Genomic DNA, 14,233 nt, shown 5'->3' on the forward strand with positions numbered 1-14,233 from the left:
GTACGGGGTCCGGGCCGCCCCATTGCGCGCGGGGCCGGACAAATGAGGCGGCACGTCGCCCGGTGTCCGTCGTGGCACGCGGGGGGTCTCACTCCCCCGCGGTGGCGTGTTCGGCGGTCCGTACATCGATCTCCCGCCAGAATCCGGCCCGGATCGCGTACCGGTCGTGCTCGTCGATCTGGTCGTCCTTGTGGGCGAGCAGCCCGAACCGCGCCGCGTATCTGAGCAGCTCCCCGTCGATCCGGTGCGGCACGCGCGGATACATGGTCGACAGTTTCTGCAGCTGCACGGGGTCGGCGAGGCGGGCCATCCACCGGCGCGCGAAGACCTGGCCCACCTCGTACGGGTCGCCGCTGACCGCGGTGATGTCCTCCTCGCGGTCGGCCCAGCGCTGCTCGGCGGTGGTGAGCTGCGCGAGCGTCGGCAGGGTGGCCGCCTCCGGGGGCTCACCGCTGCCACCGGGGCCGCCGGGGCGCTCCACCCAGCCCTTGTCGGAGGACCAGCGCAGGGTCGCGTTCGTGGGGTGCTGCGGGGCCGGCGCGGCCCCCGTGGCGGGGGCGCGCAGCGCGGCGAGGTCCTTCGGGGTGGGCACGACTTTGTGGGCGCCGGAGCGGTCCTCCGCGTCGCCCTCGGTGCGGACGGCCGGGGGGTGCCGGTCGGGCGGCGCGTCCACGGCGTCGTCCACCGGGCGCGCGGCGGCGGCCGGAGCGGATTCGGGCAGCGGGGCGGAGAGGATCGCGGCGATCTCGGGGCGCGGCACGGGCTGGGGGGCGCAGACGCCGCCGAGCTCCTTGGCGCGGACGGCCTTGGTGATCCAGATGCGGTCGAGCACGCGCCGCTCGTCGGCCTCGGCGACGAGGTCCTCGGACTGGTTGTAGTCGCCGTCGGCGGCCTGTACGGCCCACAGGTGGACGGCGACGCCGTGCTCCTTGGCGGCCATCATGCCGGGCAGCAGATCGCCGTCGCCGGTGACGAGGACCACGTCGGAGCAGGCCCGGTTGCGCGCCAGCTCCGTCAGCTCGGCGTGCATGGCCGCGTCGACGCCCTTCTGGGCCCAGCGTCCGTCGCTGCGGGTCAGGGCGCCGAGCCGGACGGTGACCCGGGGCATGACGCGCAGCCTGCGGTGCTCGGGCTGGGGGACGCGGTCGGGGGCGCCGTCGAACCAGTAGATGCGCAGGAGCGGGCGCTCGGTCTCGGTCTCGGCGCGTTCGCGCAGGCCCTGGATGAGGGCGGCGTGGTCGACGTGGATACGGGAACGGGAGGGTTCGCCCGCGAGGAGGCTCGCGGCGGCCCCCAGGAGATATCCGGCATCCACCAGGACGATGCAGCGGTCCACGCGGTCCACCCTCTTTCGCCGACTTACGACAGTCCGGACGCGCTCACGGGGCGGCGCCCGCGTATTCGCTTCGGGTTTCCTTCGAGTCTGCCCGACGGCGCGGGGGTTAACGGCCCGAACTCGATCTTCGGCGTGGCGGATGTGGTACGGGCGGGGCGTACGCGACCCGATCGCCTGTGTCACGGACGGTAATTGCCCGATATGCGATCTTTATCGGGCTATGTGAATCTGAACGCGAACCTGGCCCCCAGATCTCCCAATCTCCCCCATAGGAGGCAGATCACCATGGCCAAGAACAAGAATCGCAAGCAGTCCGGCGACCAGAACCGCGCGTCCCTCACGGAAGAGACGCAGGAGCAGTCCAGGTCGGCCACCCCGGAGGCGACGTCCACGATGGAGCCGCAGATGGGCAACCCGTCGGACGTCGCCCGCAAGCACCAGAAGCGCTTCGGCCACAACTGACGCTTCGCTTGCGGCATTTGACACGTAGCGATACGTACTGAGGGGCGCACCCAGGATCCGGGGTGCGCCCCTCTACGTCATATCGGGATACCCGGTCTCATCTGGTACCCGGTACCCGGTACCCGGCCTCCGGTCAGCCCGCCAGGCACGCCGGGCCGAGCAGCACCTTCAAGTCGCCGTAGAGCGCCGGGTCCGGCTTCACCCGGTGCCGGTCGAGGCGGAGCACCGTGGTCTTGCGCGGCCCCTGGAGCCTGATCCGTACCTCGCTGTCGCCCCGGTGGTTGCTGAGGATCTCGCCGAGGCGGCTGATCATCGGCGGGGTCACCTTGAGCGCCGGGATGGTGAGGATCACCGGTGCGTTGGTGCCCGCGTTCGACAGGTCGGGGACCTGCATCTCCATGGCGACCAGACGCGGCACGTCCTCGCGCTTGTCGAGGCGTCCCTTCACGAACACCACGGCGTCCTCGACGAGTTGGGTCGAGACCAGCTGGTACGTCGCCGGGAAGAACATGCACTCGATGGAACCGGCGAGGTCCTCGACGGTCGCGATCGCCCAGGCGTTGCCCTGCTTGGTCATCTTGCGCTGGAGGCCCGAGATGATGCCGCCCACGGTGACGACGGCGCCGTCGGAGAAGTCACCGCCGGTCAGCTGGCCGATGCCCGCGTCCGCCTTGTCGGAGAGCACGTGCTCCAGGCCGAAGAGCGGGTGGTCGGAGACGTAGAGGCCGAGCATCTCCCGCTCCTGGGCGAGCAGATACGTCTTCTCCCACTCGTCGGTGGAGAACTCGACGTCGAGCCCGAACCCCGGCTCGCTGCTGTCCTCGTCGCCCATGCCGCCGAAGAGGTCGAACTGGCCCTCGGCCTCCTTGCGCTTCACCGCGACCACGTTGTCGATCATCGGTTCGTACTGCGCGGTGAGGCCCTTGCGGGTGTGCCCCATCGTGTCGAACGCGCCCGCCTTGATGAGCGATTCGGTGGTCCGCTTGTTGCAGGCGGCGGCCTCGACCTTGTCGAGGTAGTCGGGGAACGAGTCGAACTTCCCCTTCGCCTTGCGCGAGCGGATGATCGAATCCACCACGTTGGTACCGACGTTGCGGACGGCCTCCAGGCCGAAGAGGATCACGTCGTCGCCCTGGGCGGCGAAGTTGTGCATCGACTCGTTCACATTGGGCGGGAGCACCTTGATGCCCATGCGGCGGCACTCGTTGAGGTAGACCGCGGACTTGTCCTTGTCGTCCTTGACGGAGGTGAGCAGCGCCGCCATGTACTCGGCCGGGTAGTTGGCCTTCAGGTACGCGGTCCAGTAGGTGACCAGGCCGTACGCGGAGGAGTGCGCCTTGTTGAACGCGTAGCCGGCGAACGGCACCAGGACGTCCCACAGGGCCTGGATCGCCGCGTCCGAGTAGCCGTTCTTCTTCGCGCCCTCCTGGAACAGGACGAAGTTCTTCGCCAGCTCCTCGGGCTTCTTCTTGCCCATCACGCGGCGCAGGATGTCGGCCTCGCCGAGCGAGTAACCGGCGATGATCTGCGCGGCCTTCTGCACCTGCTCCTGGTACACGATGAGGCCGTAGGTCAGGCCGAGCGTCTCCTTCAGGGGCTCCTCGAGCTCCGGGTGGATCGGCGTGATCTCCTGCCGGCCGTTCTTGCGCTCCGCGTAGTTCGTGTGCGAGTTCATGCCCATCGGGCCCGGCCGGTACAGGGCCGAGACGGCGGAAATGTCCTCGAAGTTGTCGGGCTGCATCTGGCGCAGCAGCGAGCGCATCGGGCCGCCGTCGAACTGGAAGACGCCGAGCGTGTCACCGCGGCAGAGCAGTTCGAAGGTCTTCGGGTCGTCCAGCGGGAGGGAGAGCATCTCCAGGTCGATGCCCTTGTTGGCCCGCACCATCTTGACGGCGTCGTCCATGATGGTCAGGTTGCGCAGGCCCAGGAAGTCCATCTTCAGCAGGCCGAGCGATTCGCACTGCGGGTAGTCCCACTGCGTGATGGTGACGCCGTCGGTGTGCCGCACCCAGATCGGGGCGTGGTCGACGATCGGCTCGCTGGACATGATCACGCCGGCCGCGTGCACGCCCATCTGCCGGACCAGGCCCTCGACGCCCTTGGCGGTGTCGATGACCTTCTTCACGTCCGGCTCGTTCTCGTACATCCCGCGGATCTCGCCCGCCTCGCTGTAGCGCGGGTGCTGCGGGTCGGTGATACCGGAGAGATCGATGCCCTTGCCGAGGACGTCGGCGGGCATCGCCTTGGTGAGGCGGTCGCCCATCGCGTACGGGTAGCCGAGCACGCGCGCGGAGTCCTTGATCGCGTTCTTGGCCTTGATCTTTCCGTACGTGCCGATCATGGCGACCTTGTCGGCGCCGTACTTCTCGGTCACGTACCTGATCACCTCGACGCGCCTGCGCTCGTCGAAGTCGATGTCGACATCGGGCATGGAGACGCGCTCGGGGTTGAGGAACCGCTCGAAGATCAGGCCGTGCGTGATCGGGTCGAGGTCGGTGATGCCCATGGCGTACGCGACGATCGAACCGGCGGCAGAGCCACGGCCGGGGCCCACCGCGATGCCGTTGTTCTTGGCCCACATGATGAAGTCGGCGACGACCAGGAAGTACCCCGGGAACCCCATCTGGATGATGATGTCCATCTCGTACTCGGCCTGCTTCTGCCGGTCCTCGGGGACGCCGCCCGGGTAGCGGCGCTCCATGCCGCGACGGACCTCCTCCTGGAACCAGGTGACCTCGGTGAAGCCCTCCGGGATCTCGAACTTCGGCATGAGGTCGCGCTTCTCGAACATGCCGGTGGTGTCGATCTGCTGCGCCACCAGGAGCGTGTTGCGGCACCCCTCCTGCCAGGCGTCCGAGGAGTCGATGGCGTACATCTCGTCGGTGGACTTCAGGTAGTAGCCCGTCCCGTCGAACCGGAAGCGGTCCGGGTCGGAGAGGTTCTTGCCGGTCTGGATGCACAGCAGCGCGTCGTGCGCGACGGACTCGTGCGCGTACGTGTAGTGCGAGTCGTTCGTCACCAGCGGCGGGATGCCGAGCTTCTTGCCGATCTCCAGGAGGCCGTCGCGGACCCGGCGCTCGATCTCGATGCCGTGGTCCATCAGCTCCAGGAAGTACCGGTCCTTGCCGAAGATGTCCTGGTACTCGGAGGCCGCTTTGAGGGCCTCGTCGAACTGGCCGAGGCGCAGCCGTGTCTGCAGCTCACCGGAGGGGCAGCCGGTGGAGGCGATCAGGCCCTCGCTCCACTGCGAGATCGTCTCCTTGTCCATGCGCGGCCACTTCTGGAGCCAGCCCTCGGCGTACGCGTCCGAGGACAGCTTGAAGAGGTTGTGCAGACCCGTCTTGTTCGCCGCCCAGATCGTCTTGTGCGTGTAACCGCCCGAACCGGACACGTCGTCGCGCTTCTGGTGCGGCTGGCCCCACTGGATCTTCCGCTTGTTGCGCCGCGACTCCGGGGCGACGTACGCCTCGATGCCGATGATCGGTGTGACGCCCGCCTTCTGGGCGGAGTGGAAGAAGTCGTACGCCCCGTGGAGGTTGCCGTGGTCGGACATCGCGATGTGCGTCATGCCCATCTCGTTGCACGCGTTGAACATGTCCTTCAGCCGCGCGGCACCGTCCAGCAGCGAGTACTGGGTGTGGACGTGCAGATGCGTGAAGGGCGGCTTTGACACGGTCGGGGCTCCAATGGCGAACGGTCGGCGACAGGGCGGGGACAGCTTGGAAGTCTACGACCGGCGTGTGACAACCGACGGGCACTCCGGAGTACGGTCGGGCGTTGGACGGAGCAGAAGACCCGTCCTGCGTGACATTCGAGCCCACGCACCACCCGTACCAGGAGGCACCCGGCGATGTCGGTCCCGCAGCCCCATGCCGAGCAGCGCGGCGAGGAGATCCTCGCCGTCTTCGACACCGCGTTCGGCCAGCTCCTCGCCGCGGACCCGGCCGCGTTCCGGGTGAAGTTCCGCAAGATGGCGGCCTCGGCGTTCGCGTTCTACCGCGGTACCGCGTGCCTCTTCTACCGGGACGTGGAGCGCGAGCAGCACGGCGGCCCGTACCTGGACGACCGCACCAGCCGGGTGTGGATCCACGGCGACCTGCACGCGGAGAACTTCGGCACGTACATGGACGCGACGGGCCGGCTGATCTTCAATGTGAACGACTTCGACGAGGCGTACGTCGGCCCGTTCACCTGGGACCTCAAGCGGTTCGCCGCCTCCGTGGCGCTGATCGGCTACTCCAAGGCGCTGGGTGACGACCAGATCACCGACCTGGTGCGCACGTACGCGGCGGCCTACCGCGAGCGCATCCACGCCCTCGCGACGGGCGCCAAGAGCGACGAGGTGCCGCCCTTCACCCTCGACACGGCCGAGGGCCCCCTCCTGGACGCGCTGCGTGACGCCCGGTCACTGACCCGCTTCGGGCTGCTCGACTCCATGACGGAGATCCGCGACTTCGAGCGCCGGTTCGCCGAGGACGGCGGCTCCATCGAGCTGGACGCGGCGACGCGCTACAAGGTGCTCGCGGCGTTCGACGGCTATCTGGAGACGCTGCCGGAGTCGTCGCTGACGCGCCCGGACTCGTACCGCGTGAAGGACGTGGTGGGCCGTCGCGGCATCGGTATCGGCTCCGCGGGGCTGCCCTCGTACAACATCCTCCTGGAGGGCAACAGCGACGCCCTGGAGAACGATGTCGTGATCTACATGAAGCAGGGCCAGACCCCGGCCGTCTCCCGGCACATCACCGACGAGGCGATCCGCGGCTACTTCGAGCACGAGGGCCACCGCACGGTCATCTCGCAGCGCGCCCTCCAGGCGCACGCCGACCCGTGGCTGGGCTGGACCGAGCTCGACGGTTCCGGTCAGCTCGTCGCCGAGGTGTCACCGTACGCGGTGGACCTGGACTGGGGCGACATCGACGACCCGGAGGAGATCACGGCGGTCGTCGCCGACCTCGGCCGGGCCACGGCGGCGATGCACGCGGCGGCGGACGACCTGTCGGGCCAGTCCCTCGTGCCCTTCTCCACGGAGCGCGCCATCGACGCGGCGATCGCCGCCGACGAGGACGGCTTCGCGGGCCTGCTGGTCGACTTCGCGCACACCTACGGCGCACGCGCGCGTGCGGACCACCAGATCTTCGTCGACCTGTTCCGCAACGGCAGGATCCCGGGCCTGACCGCCTAGGTGCATTGACCCGCACGATTCCATAACGCAGGGGCACCCTTTAGCCATCGCCTACAGGAAGCCATGGCACACTCTGCCGCGATGGACGACATATCCGGGGCCGTTTCCGGGACCCAGCTCAGAGCCGTGCGCGCGGCGCTCTTCACGGCGCTCGTCGTGACGCTCTCCGCCGCGTCGCACGTCCTGCTGTCCCGGGCGCCGCTGCCGCTCACGACGGTCGCCGCGACCGCTGTCGCCGTCTTCGTGATCGCGTACGCGCTGGCCGGCCGCGAGCGCGGCTTCGGCCGGATCGCGGCGCTGCTCGTCCCGCTGGAGCTGGCCGCCGACACGGTCTTCACCACCGGCCAGCACGTCTGTTACGGCGAGGCGGGCGGCCCGGTCGCCGGGCCGCTGCGCTCGTTCGGCTTCGACGTGCTGTGCGGCGGGAACGTCGGCACGCCGCTGGCCCGGATGACCGGCACCGGCACCGACGAGGCCGCCGCTCTCCTCGCCCACAGCGACCCGGCGGCGTCCTGGCTGCTGCTCGGCGCGCACGTCACGGTCGGGCTGCTCGCGGCCGGCTGGCTGCGCCGCGGCGAGCAGGCCCTGGCGCAACTGCTGCGGGCGGTGGCCGCCTTCGCGTTCCGCCCGCTGCTGATCGCCTTCGCCGCGGTCGCCGTCCGCCCGGCGCCGGCCCCGCGACGGCCGCGCCCGGCCACCCGCGCGCGGGCCGCCCGCCCGCCGGTCCTCCTGCACTCCGTGGGACGGCGCGGACCGCCGTGCCTGGCTCTCTCAGCCTGAGCACGACAGTCCCCGAATTCCTGATGTCACGAACCCACGGAGCAACGGATCATGAGCAAGCGCAACAGCCAGCAGGCGAAGTCGGCGGCCCGCGAGCGGCTGCGGATCGAGCGGGAGCGCCAGGCCAAGAAGGACAAGGCGAAGCGGCAGGCGATCGTCGCCGGCTCCGTCGTCGGTGTCCTGGCGATAGCCGGCGTCGTCAGCTACCTGGTACTGCAGGGCAACAAGCCCTCCTACTGGGAGGCCGCGAAGGACGACGCCCTGGTCGCGCCGGAGAACACCAGCGGCAAGAACAACACCACGGTGATCCTCGGCAAGGACTCGGCCAAGAAGACGATCATCGCGTACGAGGACTCGCGCTGCCCGGTCTGCGCCTCCTTCGAGCAGGCCGTCGGCCCGACGCTCAAGAAGGACATGGACGCCGGCAAGTACAAGATCCAGTACGTCGGCGCCACCTTCCTCGACGCCAACCTCCAGGGCGAGGGTTCGAAGAACGCGCTGAGCGCGCTCGGTGCCGCCCTGAACGTGTCGAAGGACGCCTTCTGGGACTACAAGGAAGCGCTCTACTCCACGAAGTGGCACCCCGAGGAGACCAGCGACAAGTTCAAGGACGACGCGTACCTCCTCAAGGTCGCGAACACCGTCCCCGCACTGAAGTCCGACAAGACCTTCCAGAAGGACGTCAAGGACGGCACCTTCGACAAGTGGGCCCTGGAGATGTCGAAGCTCTTCGACGACAACAAGTACGGCGTCCAGGGCACCCCGTCGTTCGTCCTCGACGGCAAGAAGCTCACCGGCTCCGACGGCCAGAACGCCCCGGGCACGGTCGCCGACTGGAACACGGCCGTGGACAAGGCCCTCAAGTCCTGACCCGGCGGCGCCCCGTCACCCGGGGCGCCAGGATCACCAGGAGCGCCCGGCGCGCCTAGAGCGTCGCCAGGAAGCCGAGAGCCACCCGCCAGGTGGTCTCGGCGGCCTCCTCGTCGTAGTCGGGCAGCTCGGGGTCGGTGTAGAGGTGGCCGGCCCCGGCGTACCGGTAGACCTCCACGTCCGCGCCCGCGCGACCCATCTGCAGGTACCAGGCGGTCAGCCAGTCGTCCGTCTCGAACGGGTCGGGCTCGGCGACGTGCAGCTGGACGGGCAGTTCGTCCACCGACGCGTTCGCCGCGAGGTCGGACGTGCCGTGCAGGAGCAGCAGCCCCTTCGCCTTCTCGTCACCGAGGGCGAGGGTCTGCGCGGTCGCGGCACCGAACGAGAACCCGGCGTAGACGAGGCCCCGCTCGGAGTAGGGCGCGGCGGCCAGCACGGCGCGCTTGAGCAGTTCGTCCTTGCCGATTTCGTCCCGGTGGGCCATGCCCTCCTCGACGGTGTCGAAGGTACGGCCCTCGAAGAGATCCGGGGTCCACACCTCGTGCCCGGCGCCGCGCAGCCGGTCGGCCGCGGCCTCCACGGCGGGCCGGAGTCCGTACGTGGAGTGGAAAAGCATGATGTTCATGAGGCCCATGGTGCCAGGAACGCCGCAGGTTAGAGCAGGCTGATCCCGGTTACCGTCGAGGGATGGAGAACGTACTGCGCCCGTTGATCGTTGTCGGTGGCTCGGTCGTGCTCACACTCCTCCTCGGGTGGGCCGTCGACCGTCTACTGCAACGCGCTGACCGACGCCACCACGAGACTCCGCTGTGGGGACTGCTGCGCCGCTGCCGCCTGCCGCTGCGATTCGTGCTCTGCGCGGGCCTGTTGAGAGGCTCCTACGACCAGGCGCAGATCACCGAGGAACACTCCGCCGGGGTCGGCCGGGCGCTGAGCCTGGTGCTGATCGGCGCCACCGCCTGGCTGATCGTGCGGATCGCCACCGCCGTCGTCGAGTCGTCCTACGCCCGCTACGCCACCAGCCACCGTGACGCGGCCCGGGTCCGCCGGGTTCGCACCCAGGTCACCCTGATCCAGCGCATCGTCACCGCGGTCGTGGGCGTCGTGGCGGTCGCCGCGATGCTGCTGACGTTCCCCGCGTTCAAGGCCGCCGGCGCCTCCCTGCTGGCCTCGGCCGGAATCCTGGGCATCGTCGCCGGTGTCGCCGCCCAGTCGACGCTCGGCAACCTCTTCGCCGGGTTCCAGATCGCGTTCGGCGACATGGTGCGGATAGGGGACACCGTGGTGGTGGACGGCGAATGGGGCACCATCGAGGAGGTCACCCTCACCTTCCTCGCCGTACGCACCTGGGACGAGCGCCGGATCACGATGCCCGTGTCGTACTTCACGTCGAAGCCGTTCGAGAACTGGTCGCGCGGCGGCACCCAGATGACCGGCACCGTCTTCTTCCACCTCGACCACAGCGCCCCGGTGCCGCAGATGCGCGAGAAGCTGCACGACATCCTGCTCGACTGCGCCGCCTGGGACGGCCGTGACTGGAGCCTGGCCGTCACTGACACCACGCCCAGCACGATGCAGGTCCGCGCCGTGGTCACCGCCAAGGACGCGGACGACATCTGGACGGTGCGGGTCCTGGTCCGCGAGCAGCTGCTCCGCTGGCTGACCGAGCAGCACCCGTACGCGCTGCCGCGGATCAACACGGCGACGGCCCTCATCGCCCCGGAGGACATCGGCACGTCCCTGCCGGTCCGCGAACTCATGCGGGACGGCCGGGCGCCGCGCACGGGCCGGGGCTGACCCTCCCCCACCGCCCGTCCCGCCTGTCGCGCCTAGCGCAGACTCCGTACGTCCAGCTGGCGCAGCACCCGGTCGACGACCTCGGGGTCGGCACCGGGCTCGCTGCGCGCGGCCAGCACCTCGTGCCGGGCCGCCGACAGCATCTCGTTCTGGATCCGCCGCACCCGCTTGATCCGGGCGAAACGCTTCGCCTGCGTCGCGCGCCGCTCCTCGGCGCCCATCTCCGGGTTGATCCGCAGGCCGATGTCGTAGGCCCGCCGCACCATCTGCTCCTGCACGTCCTCCGGCAGCTCCTCGACCTCCTCGATCTCCTTGAGGCGCCGCTTCGCGGCCTTGGCGGCGCGCAGGGCGAGGTCCTGCTCGTACTTCTGCTCCAGCTCGGTGTCGGCCTGGACCCCGAGCTTCTTCACCAGCCAGGGCAGGCTGAGCCCCTGGAGGATCAGGGTCGCCATGATCACCCCGAAGGCGATGAAGATGATCTCGTCGCGCTTCGGGAAGGGCGACTTGTCGTCCATGGTCAGCGGGATGGCGAGGGCCAGTGCCACGGAGGCCACGCCGCGCATCCCGGACCACCACATGATGACGGTCTCGCGCCAGCTCACCGGGATCTCCTCGGCGACGTCACGCCGCGCGTGCAGCCGCTGGGTCACCCAGGTCATCGGCAGCAGCCACAGCAGGCGTACGACGATGACGACCCCGACGACGGCGCCCGACCAGCCGAGCATCTCGCCCCAGTGGCCCTCGGCCGTCCGTACGACGTTGTGCACCTCCAGGCCGATGAGGCCGAAGGCGACCCCGGTGACGAGGGTGTCGACGACGTCCCAGAACGCGCGGCCGGTCAGCCGCGTGAGCACGTCGTCGGCGTCGAAGGCCCGCTCGGCCAGGAACATGGCGACGGTCAGGACGGCGAGCACGCCCGAGCCCTTGAGCTCCTCGGCCAGTACGTAGGAGGCGTACGGGACCAGGAGCGTGAGGCCGATCTGGAGGGTGGCGTCGCCGAGGTAGCCCATGAGCCGGTTGGCGGCCCAGCCGAGCGCCACACCGACGGCGACGGCCACGACCGCGGAGAGCACCAGCTGGAGCGCGGCGTGCGGCAGCGAGAAACTGCCGCTGACGGCGGCGGAGATGGCGACGTGGTAGAGCACGATGGCGGTCACGTCGTTGAACAAACCCTCGCCCTCCAGGATCGACACCAGGCGCCTGGGCAGGCCGAGCTGTCCGGCGACGGCGGTCGCGGCGACCGGGTCGGGCGGCGCCACGAGGGCGCCGAGCGCGACGGCGGCGGCGATCGGCAGGCCCGGCACGACCGCGTTGGCGACACCGGCGACCGCGGCCGTGGTGACGAAGACCAGCGCGACGGCCAGCAGGAAGATGGGCCGCTTGTTGGCCGCGAACTGCCGCCATGAGGTGCGGTGCACGGCCGCGTAGAGCAGCGGCGGCAGGACCAGCGGAAGGATCAGATCCGGTGGGATGTCGACATTGGGCACCGCGCGGATCAGGGCGAGGACGATGCCGAGCAGCGTCATCAGGACGGGTGCGGGCAGCTTGAGCCGGTCGCCGAGCGGCACGCTCAGGACGGCCCCGAGCAACAGCACGAACAGCAGGGCCAATTGATCCACGGGGGCTCCGACCAGAGTCGACGATCAAGGACTTCCGGCTCAAGAGTGCCACGCGAATCCGGGCAAACCCTCTTCAGCCCGAGCCGCGCCCCGCCGGTGTCCGGCCCAGGCTCTTGCGCATCGCCCGGTGCGGAATCCCGGCGTCCGGGAACTCCGGCCCGTACCCGACGTACCCGAGCCGCTCGTAGAAGCCCAGCGCGTGGGTCTGTGCGTGCAGATCGACCGCGGCGAGCCCGCGCGCCCGGGCCGCGTCCTCGACGGCCCGCACGAGGGCGGCGCCCACGCCCAGCCCCCGGGCGGCCTTGGTCACGGCCAGCCTTCCGAGGGCACCGACGTCCTCTGCGCCCCCGTTCTTCGCGGCGGCGGCGGAACCCGTCAGCAGCCGGCCCGTGCCGAGCGGCAGCCCGTCGGCGCGGACCGCCAGCACGTGCACGGCCCCGGCGTCGTACTCGTCGTACTCCAGATCCTCGGGGACGTTCTGCTCACCGACGAAGACGTCCTTGCGCACGGCGAAACAGGCGGCGCGGTCCGCGTCGGTGTCGGCCACGCGCACGGCGTAGGCCTCGATGGTCACTCGCTCTCCGCCCGCACCCGGTCGAGCGCGACCTGAAGGTCCTCGGGGTACTCGCTCTCGAACTGCACCCACTGGCCGTCGGACGGGTGCTCGAAGCCGAGCCGCACGGCGTGCAGCCACTGCCGCGTGACCCCGAGCCGCTTGGCGAGCGTCGGGTCGGCGCCGTACGTCAGGTCGCCGACACAGGGGTGCCGGTGCGCGGACATGTGCACGCGGATCTGGTGCGTGCGGCCCGTCTCCAGCTTGATGTCCAGCAGGGAGGCGGCCCGGAACGCCTCGATGAGGTCGTAGTGCGTGACCGAGGGCTTGCCCTCCGCCGTCACGGCCCACTTGTAGTCGTGGTTCGGGTGGCGCCCGATCGGCGCGTCGATGGTGCCGCTCATCGGGTCGGGGTGCCCCTGCACGAGCGCGTGGTAGCGCTTGTCCGGCACCCGCTCCTTGAACTGCCGCTTCAGCGACGTGTACGCCCGCTCGGACTTGGCGACGACCATCAGCCCGGAGGTGCCCACGTCGAGGCGGTGCACGATGCCCTGGCGCTCGGCGGCGCCGGACGTGGAGATCCGGTACCCGGCGGCGGCCAGCCCGCCGATGACGGTCGTCCCGGTCCAGCCCGGGCTCGGGTGGGCGGCGACGCCGACCGGCTTCACGATGACCACGATGTCGTCGTCGTCGTGGACGATCTCCATGCCCTCGACGGGCTCGGCGACGAGCTGTACCGCGGCGGGCGCCTGCGGCATCTCCACTTCCAGCCAGGCGCCGCCGTGCACCCGCTCGGACTTGCCCACGACCGAACCGTCCACCGTGACCTTCCCGGCGGCGGCGAGCTCGGCGGCCTTGGTACGGGAGAAGCCGAACATGCGGGAGATGGCGGCGTCGACACGCTCGCCCTCCAGGCCGTCGGGCACGGGCAGGGTGCGGAGTTCGGGAATGGTGCTCACGCATCGAGTATGCAGGAGTGCACCGACAGCCCCGTACCGCAGCCCTGTCACCAGGGCCGCGGCCTCAGTCCTTGTGGACGGTCCCGTCCGGGTCGATCCCGCGGAAGGAGAGCAGCACGATCAGGATGCCGCCGCAGACGATCGCGGAGTCGGCGAGGTTGAAGACGGGGTAGTTCTTCGGCGCGATGAAGTCGACGACGGCGCCCTCGAAGACGCCGGGGGCGCGGAAGACCCGGTCGGTGAGGTTGCCGAGGGCCCCGCCGAGCAGCAGGCCGAGGGCGATCGCCCACGGCGTGCTGTAGAGCTTCTTCGCCAGCCGGGCGATGACGACGATCACCGCCGCCGCGATCAGCGTGAAGACGATGGTGAAAGCCTCGCCGATGCCCCAGGCGGCCCCGGGGTTGCGGATCACCTCGAGCTGCAGCCAGTCCCCCAGGACACGGATGGAGTCACGGTGCTCCAGCTTCGCGACCACGATCAGCTTGCTGACCAGGTCCAGGGCGTACGCCAGCACGGCCACGGCGAACAGCACGGCGATGCGCCGCCTGCCCCGGGACGGCGCGGCCCCGTCGGCCCTCTCCGGCTCCGCTGCCCCCGCCTCGGAGGATTCCGGCGTACCGATGATGCGCTCCGCCTCTGTCACGTGAGTCCCTCAACCTAGGTACCTGACTGAGG

General features: G+C 69.9%; 12 protein-coding genes. 5 read left to right on the top strand and 7 right to left on the bottom strand.

All coding sequences use genetic code 11. From position 1 onward, the window contains the following. Positions 1 to 88: 88 nt before the first annotated feature. Positions 89 to 1,336, bottom strand: coding sequence for an NYN domain-containing protein (locus ACZ45E_RS33110; RefSeq protein WP_468228060.1), 1,248 nt, complete (start codon positions 1,334 to 1,336; stop codon positions 89 to 91). A gap of 285 nt (positions 1,337 to 1,621) precedes the next feature. On the opposite strand from ACZ45E_RS33110, the gene ACZ45E_RS33115 reads away from it, so the two are divergent. Beyond that, on the top strand, positions 1,622 to 1,798 hold the full coding sequence (locus ACZ45E_RS33115; protein ID WP_468228063.1) for a hypothetical protein: 177 nt from the start codon (positions 1,622 to 1,624) through the stop codon (positions 1,796 to 1,798). A gap of 133 nt (positions 1,799 to 1,931) precedes the next feature. Here the strand turns inward: ACZ45E_RS33115 and dnaE are convergent, their stop codons facing one another. Further along, positions 1,932 to 5,471 (bottom strand): DNA polymerase III subunit alpha, encoded by a 3,540-nt coding sequence (dnaE, locus tag ACZ45E_RS33120; RefSeq protein ID WP_468228066.1) that lies wholly within the window; start codon positions 5,469 to 5,471, stop codon positions 1,932 to 1,934. A gap of 177 nt (positions 5,472 to 5,648) precedes the next feature. On the opposite strand from dnaE, the gene ACZ45E_RS33125 reads away from it, so the two are divergent. The 3 genes from ACZ45E_RS33125 to ACZ45E_RS33135 all read left to right on the top strand — a co-directional run bounded on the left by ACZ45E_RS33125 (position 5,649) and on the right by ACZ45E_RS33135 (position 8,630). Beyond that, positions 5,649 to 6,980: a DUF2252 domain-containing protein gene (locus ACZ45E_RS33125; protein WP_468228069.1), complete on the top strand. Its 1,332-nt coding sequence runs from the start codon at positions 5,649 to 5,651 to the stop codon at positions 6,978 to 6,980. A gap of 81 nt (positions 6,981 to 7,061) precedes the next feature. Beyond that, positions 7,062 to 7,760 carry a hypothetical protein gene (locus tag ACZ45E_RS33130; protein WP_468228072.1) on the top strand — a complete coding sequence of 233 codons (699 nt, stop codon included), beginning with the start codon at positions 7,062 to 7,064 and terminating at the stop codon, positions 7,758 to 7,760. A gap of 51 nt (positions 7,761 to 7,811) precedes the next feature. Beyond that, positions 7,812 to 8,630 (top strand): thioredoxin domain-containing protein, encoded by an 819-nt coding sequence (locus tag ACZ45E_RS33135; RefSeq protein WP_468228075.1) that lies wholly within the window; start codon positions 7,812 to 7,814, stop codon positions 8,628 to 8,630. Positions 8,631 to 8,685: 55 nt separating this feature from the next. Here the strand turns inward: ACZ45E_RS33135 and ACZ45E_RS33140 are convergent, their stop codons facing one another. Further along, a complete protein-coding gene (locus ACZ45E_RS33140) occupies positions 8,686 to 9,255 on the bottom strand; it encodes a dienelactone hydrolase family protein (RefSeq protein ID WP_468228078.1) in 570 nt (189 codons plus the stop codon). Between the two features lie 62 nt (positions 9,256 to 9,317). Between ACZ45E_RS33140 and ACZ45E_RS33145 the strand changes: the two genes are divergently transcribed. Then, the gene (locus tag ACZ45E_RS33145; protein ID WP_468228081.1) at positions 9,318 to 10,427 is read left to right on the top strand and encodes a mechanosensitive ion channel family protein; all 1,110 of its coding nucleotides are present in this window, start codon (positions 9,318 to 9,320) and stop codon (positions 10,425 to 10,427) included. Positions 10,428 to 10,459: 32 nt separating this feature from the next. Here the strand turns inward: ACZ45E_RS33145 and ACZ45E_RS33150 are convergent, their stop codons facing one another. The 4 genes from ACZ45E_RS33150 to lspA all read right to left on the bottom strand — a co-directional run bounded on the left by ACZ45E_RS33150 (position 10,460) and on the right by lspA (position 14,201). Next, entirely contained in the window at positions 10,460 to 12,046 is a 1,587-nt protein-coding gene (locus tag ACZ45E_RS33150) for a Na+/H+ antiporter (RefSeq protein ID WP_468228084.1), read from the bottom strand. A gap of 73 nt (positions 12,047 to 12,119) precedes the next feature. Continuing rightward, positions 12,120 to 12,620: a GNAT family N-acetyltransferase gene (locus ACZ45E_RS33155; RefSeq protein WP_468228086.1), complete on the bottom strand. Its 501-nt coding sequence runs from the start codon at positions 12,618 to 12,620 to the stop codon at positions 12,120 to 12,122. Beyond that, complete coding sequence (locus ACZ45E_RS33160; RefSeq protein ID WP_468228087.1) at positions 12,617 to 13,558, bottom strand: RluA family pseudouridine synthase; 942 nt, start codon at positions 13,556 to 13,558, stop codon at positions 12,617 to 12,619. Before ACZ45E_RS33160 ends, ACZ45E_RS33155 begins: the two co-directional genes overlap by 4 nt. Before the next feature lie 64 nt (positions 13,559 to 13,622). Next, positions 13,623 to 14,201, bottom strand: coding sequence for a signal peptidase II (gene lspA, locus ACZ45E_RS33165; RefSeq protein WP_468228090.1), 579 nt, complete (start codon positions 14,199 to 14,201; stop codon positions 13,623 to 13,625). Positions 14,202 to 14,233: the final 32 nt, after the last annotated feature.

It is taken from the genome of Streptomyces sp. NPDC030991, assembly GCF_055571235.1.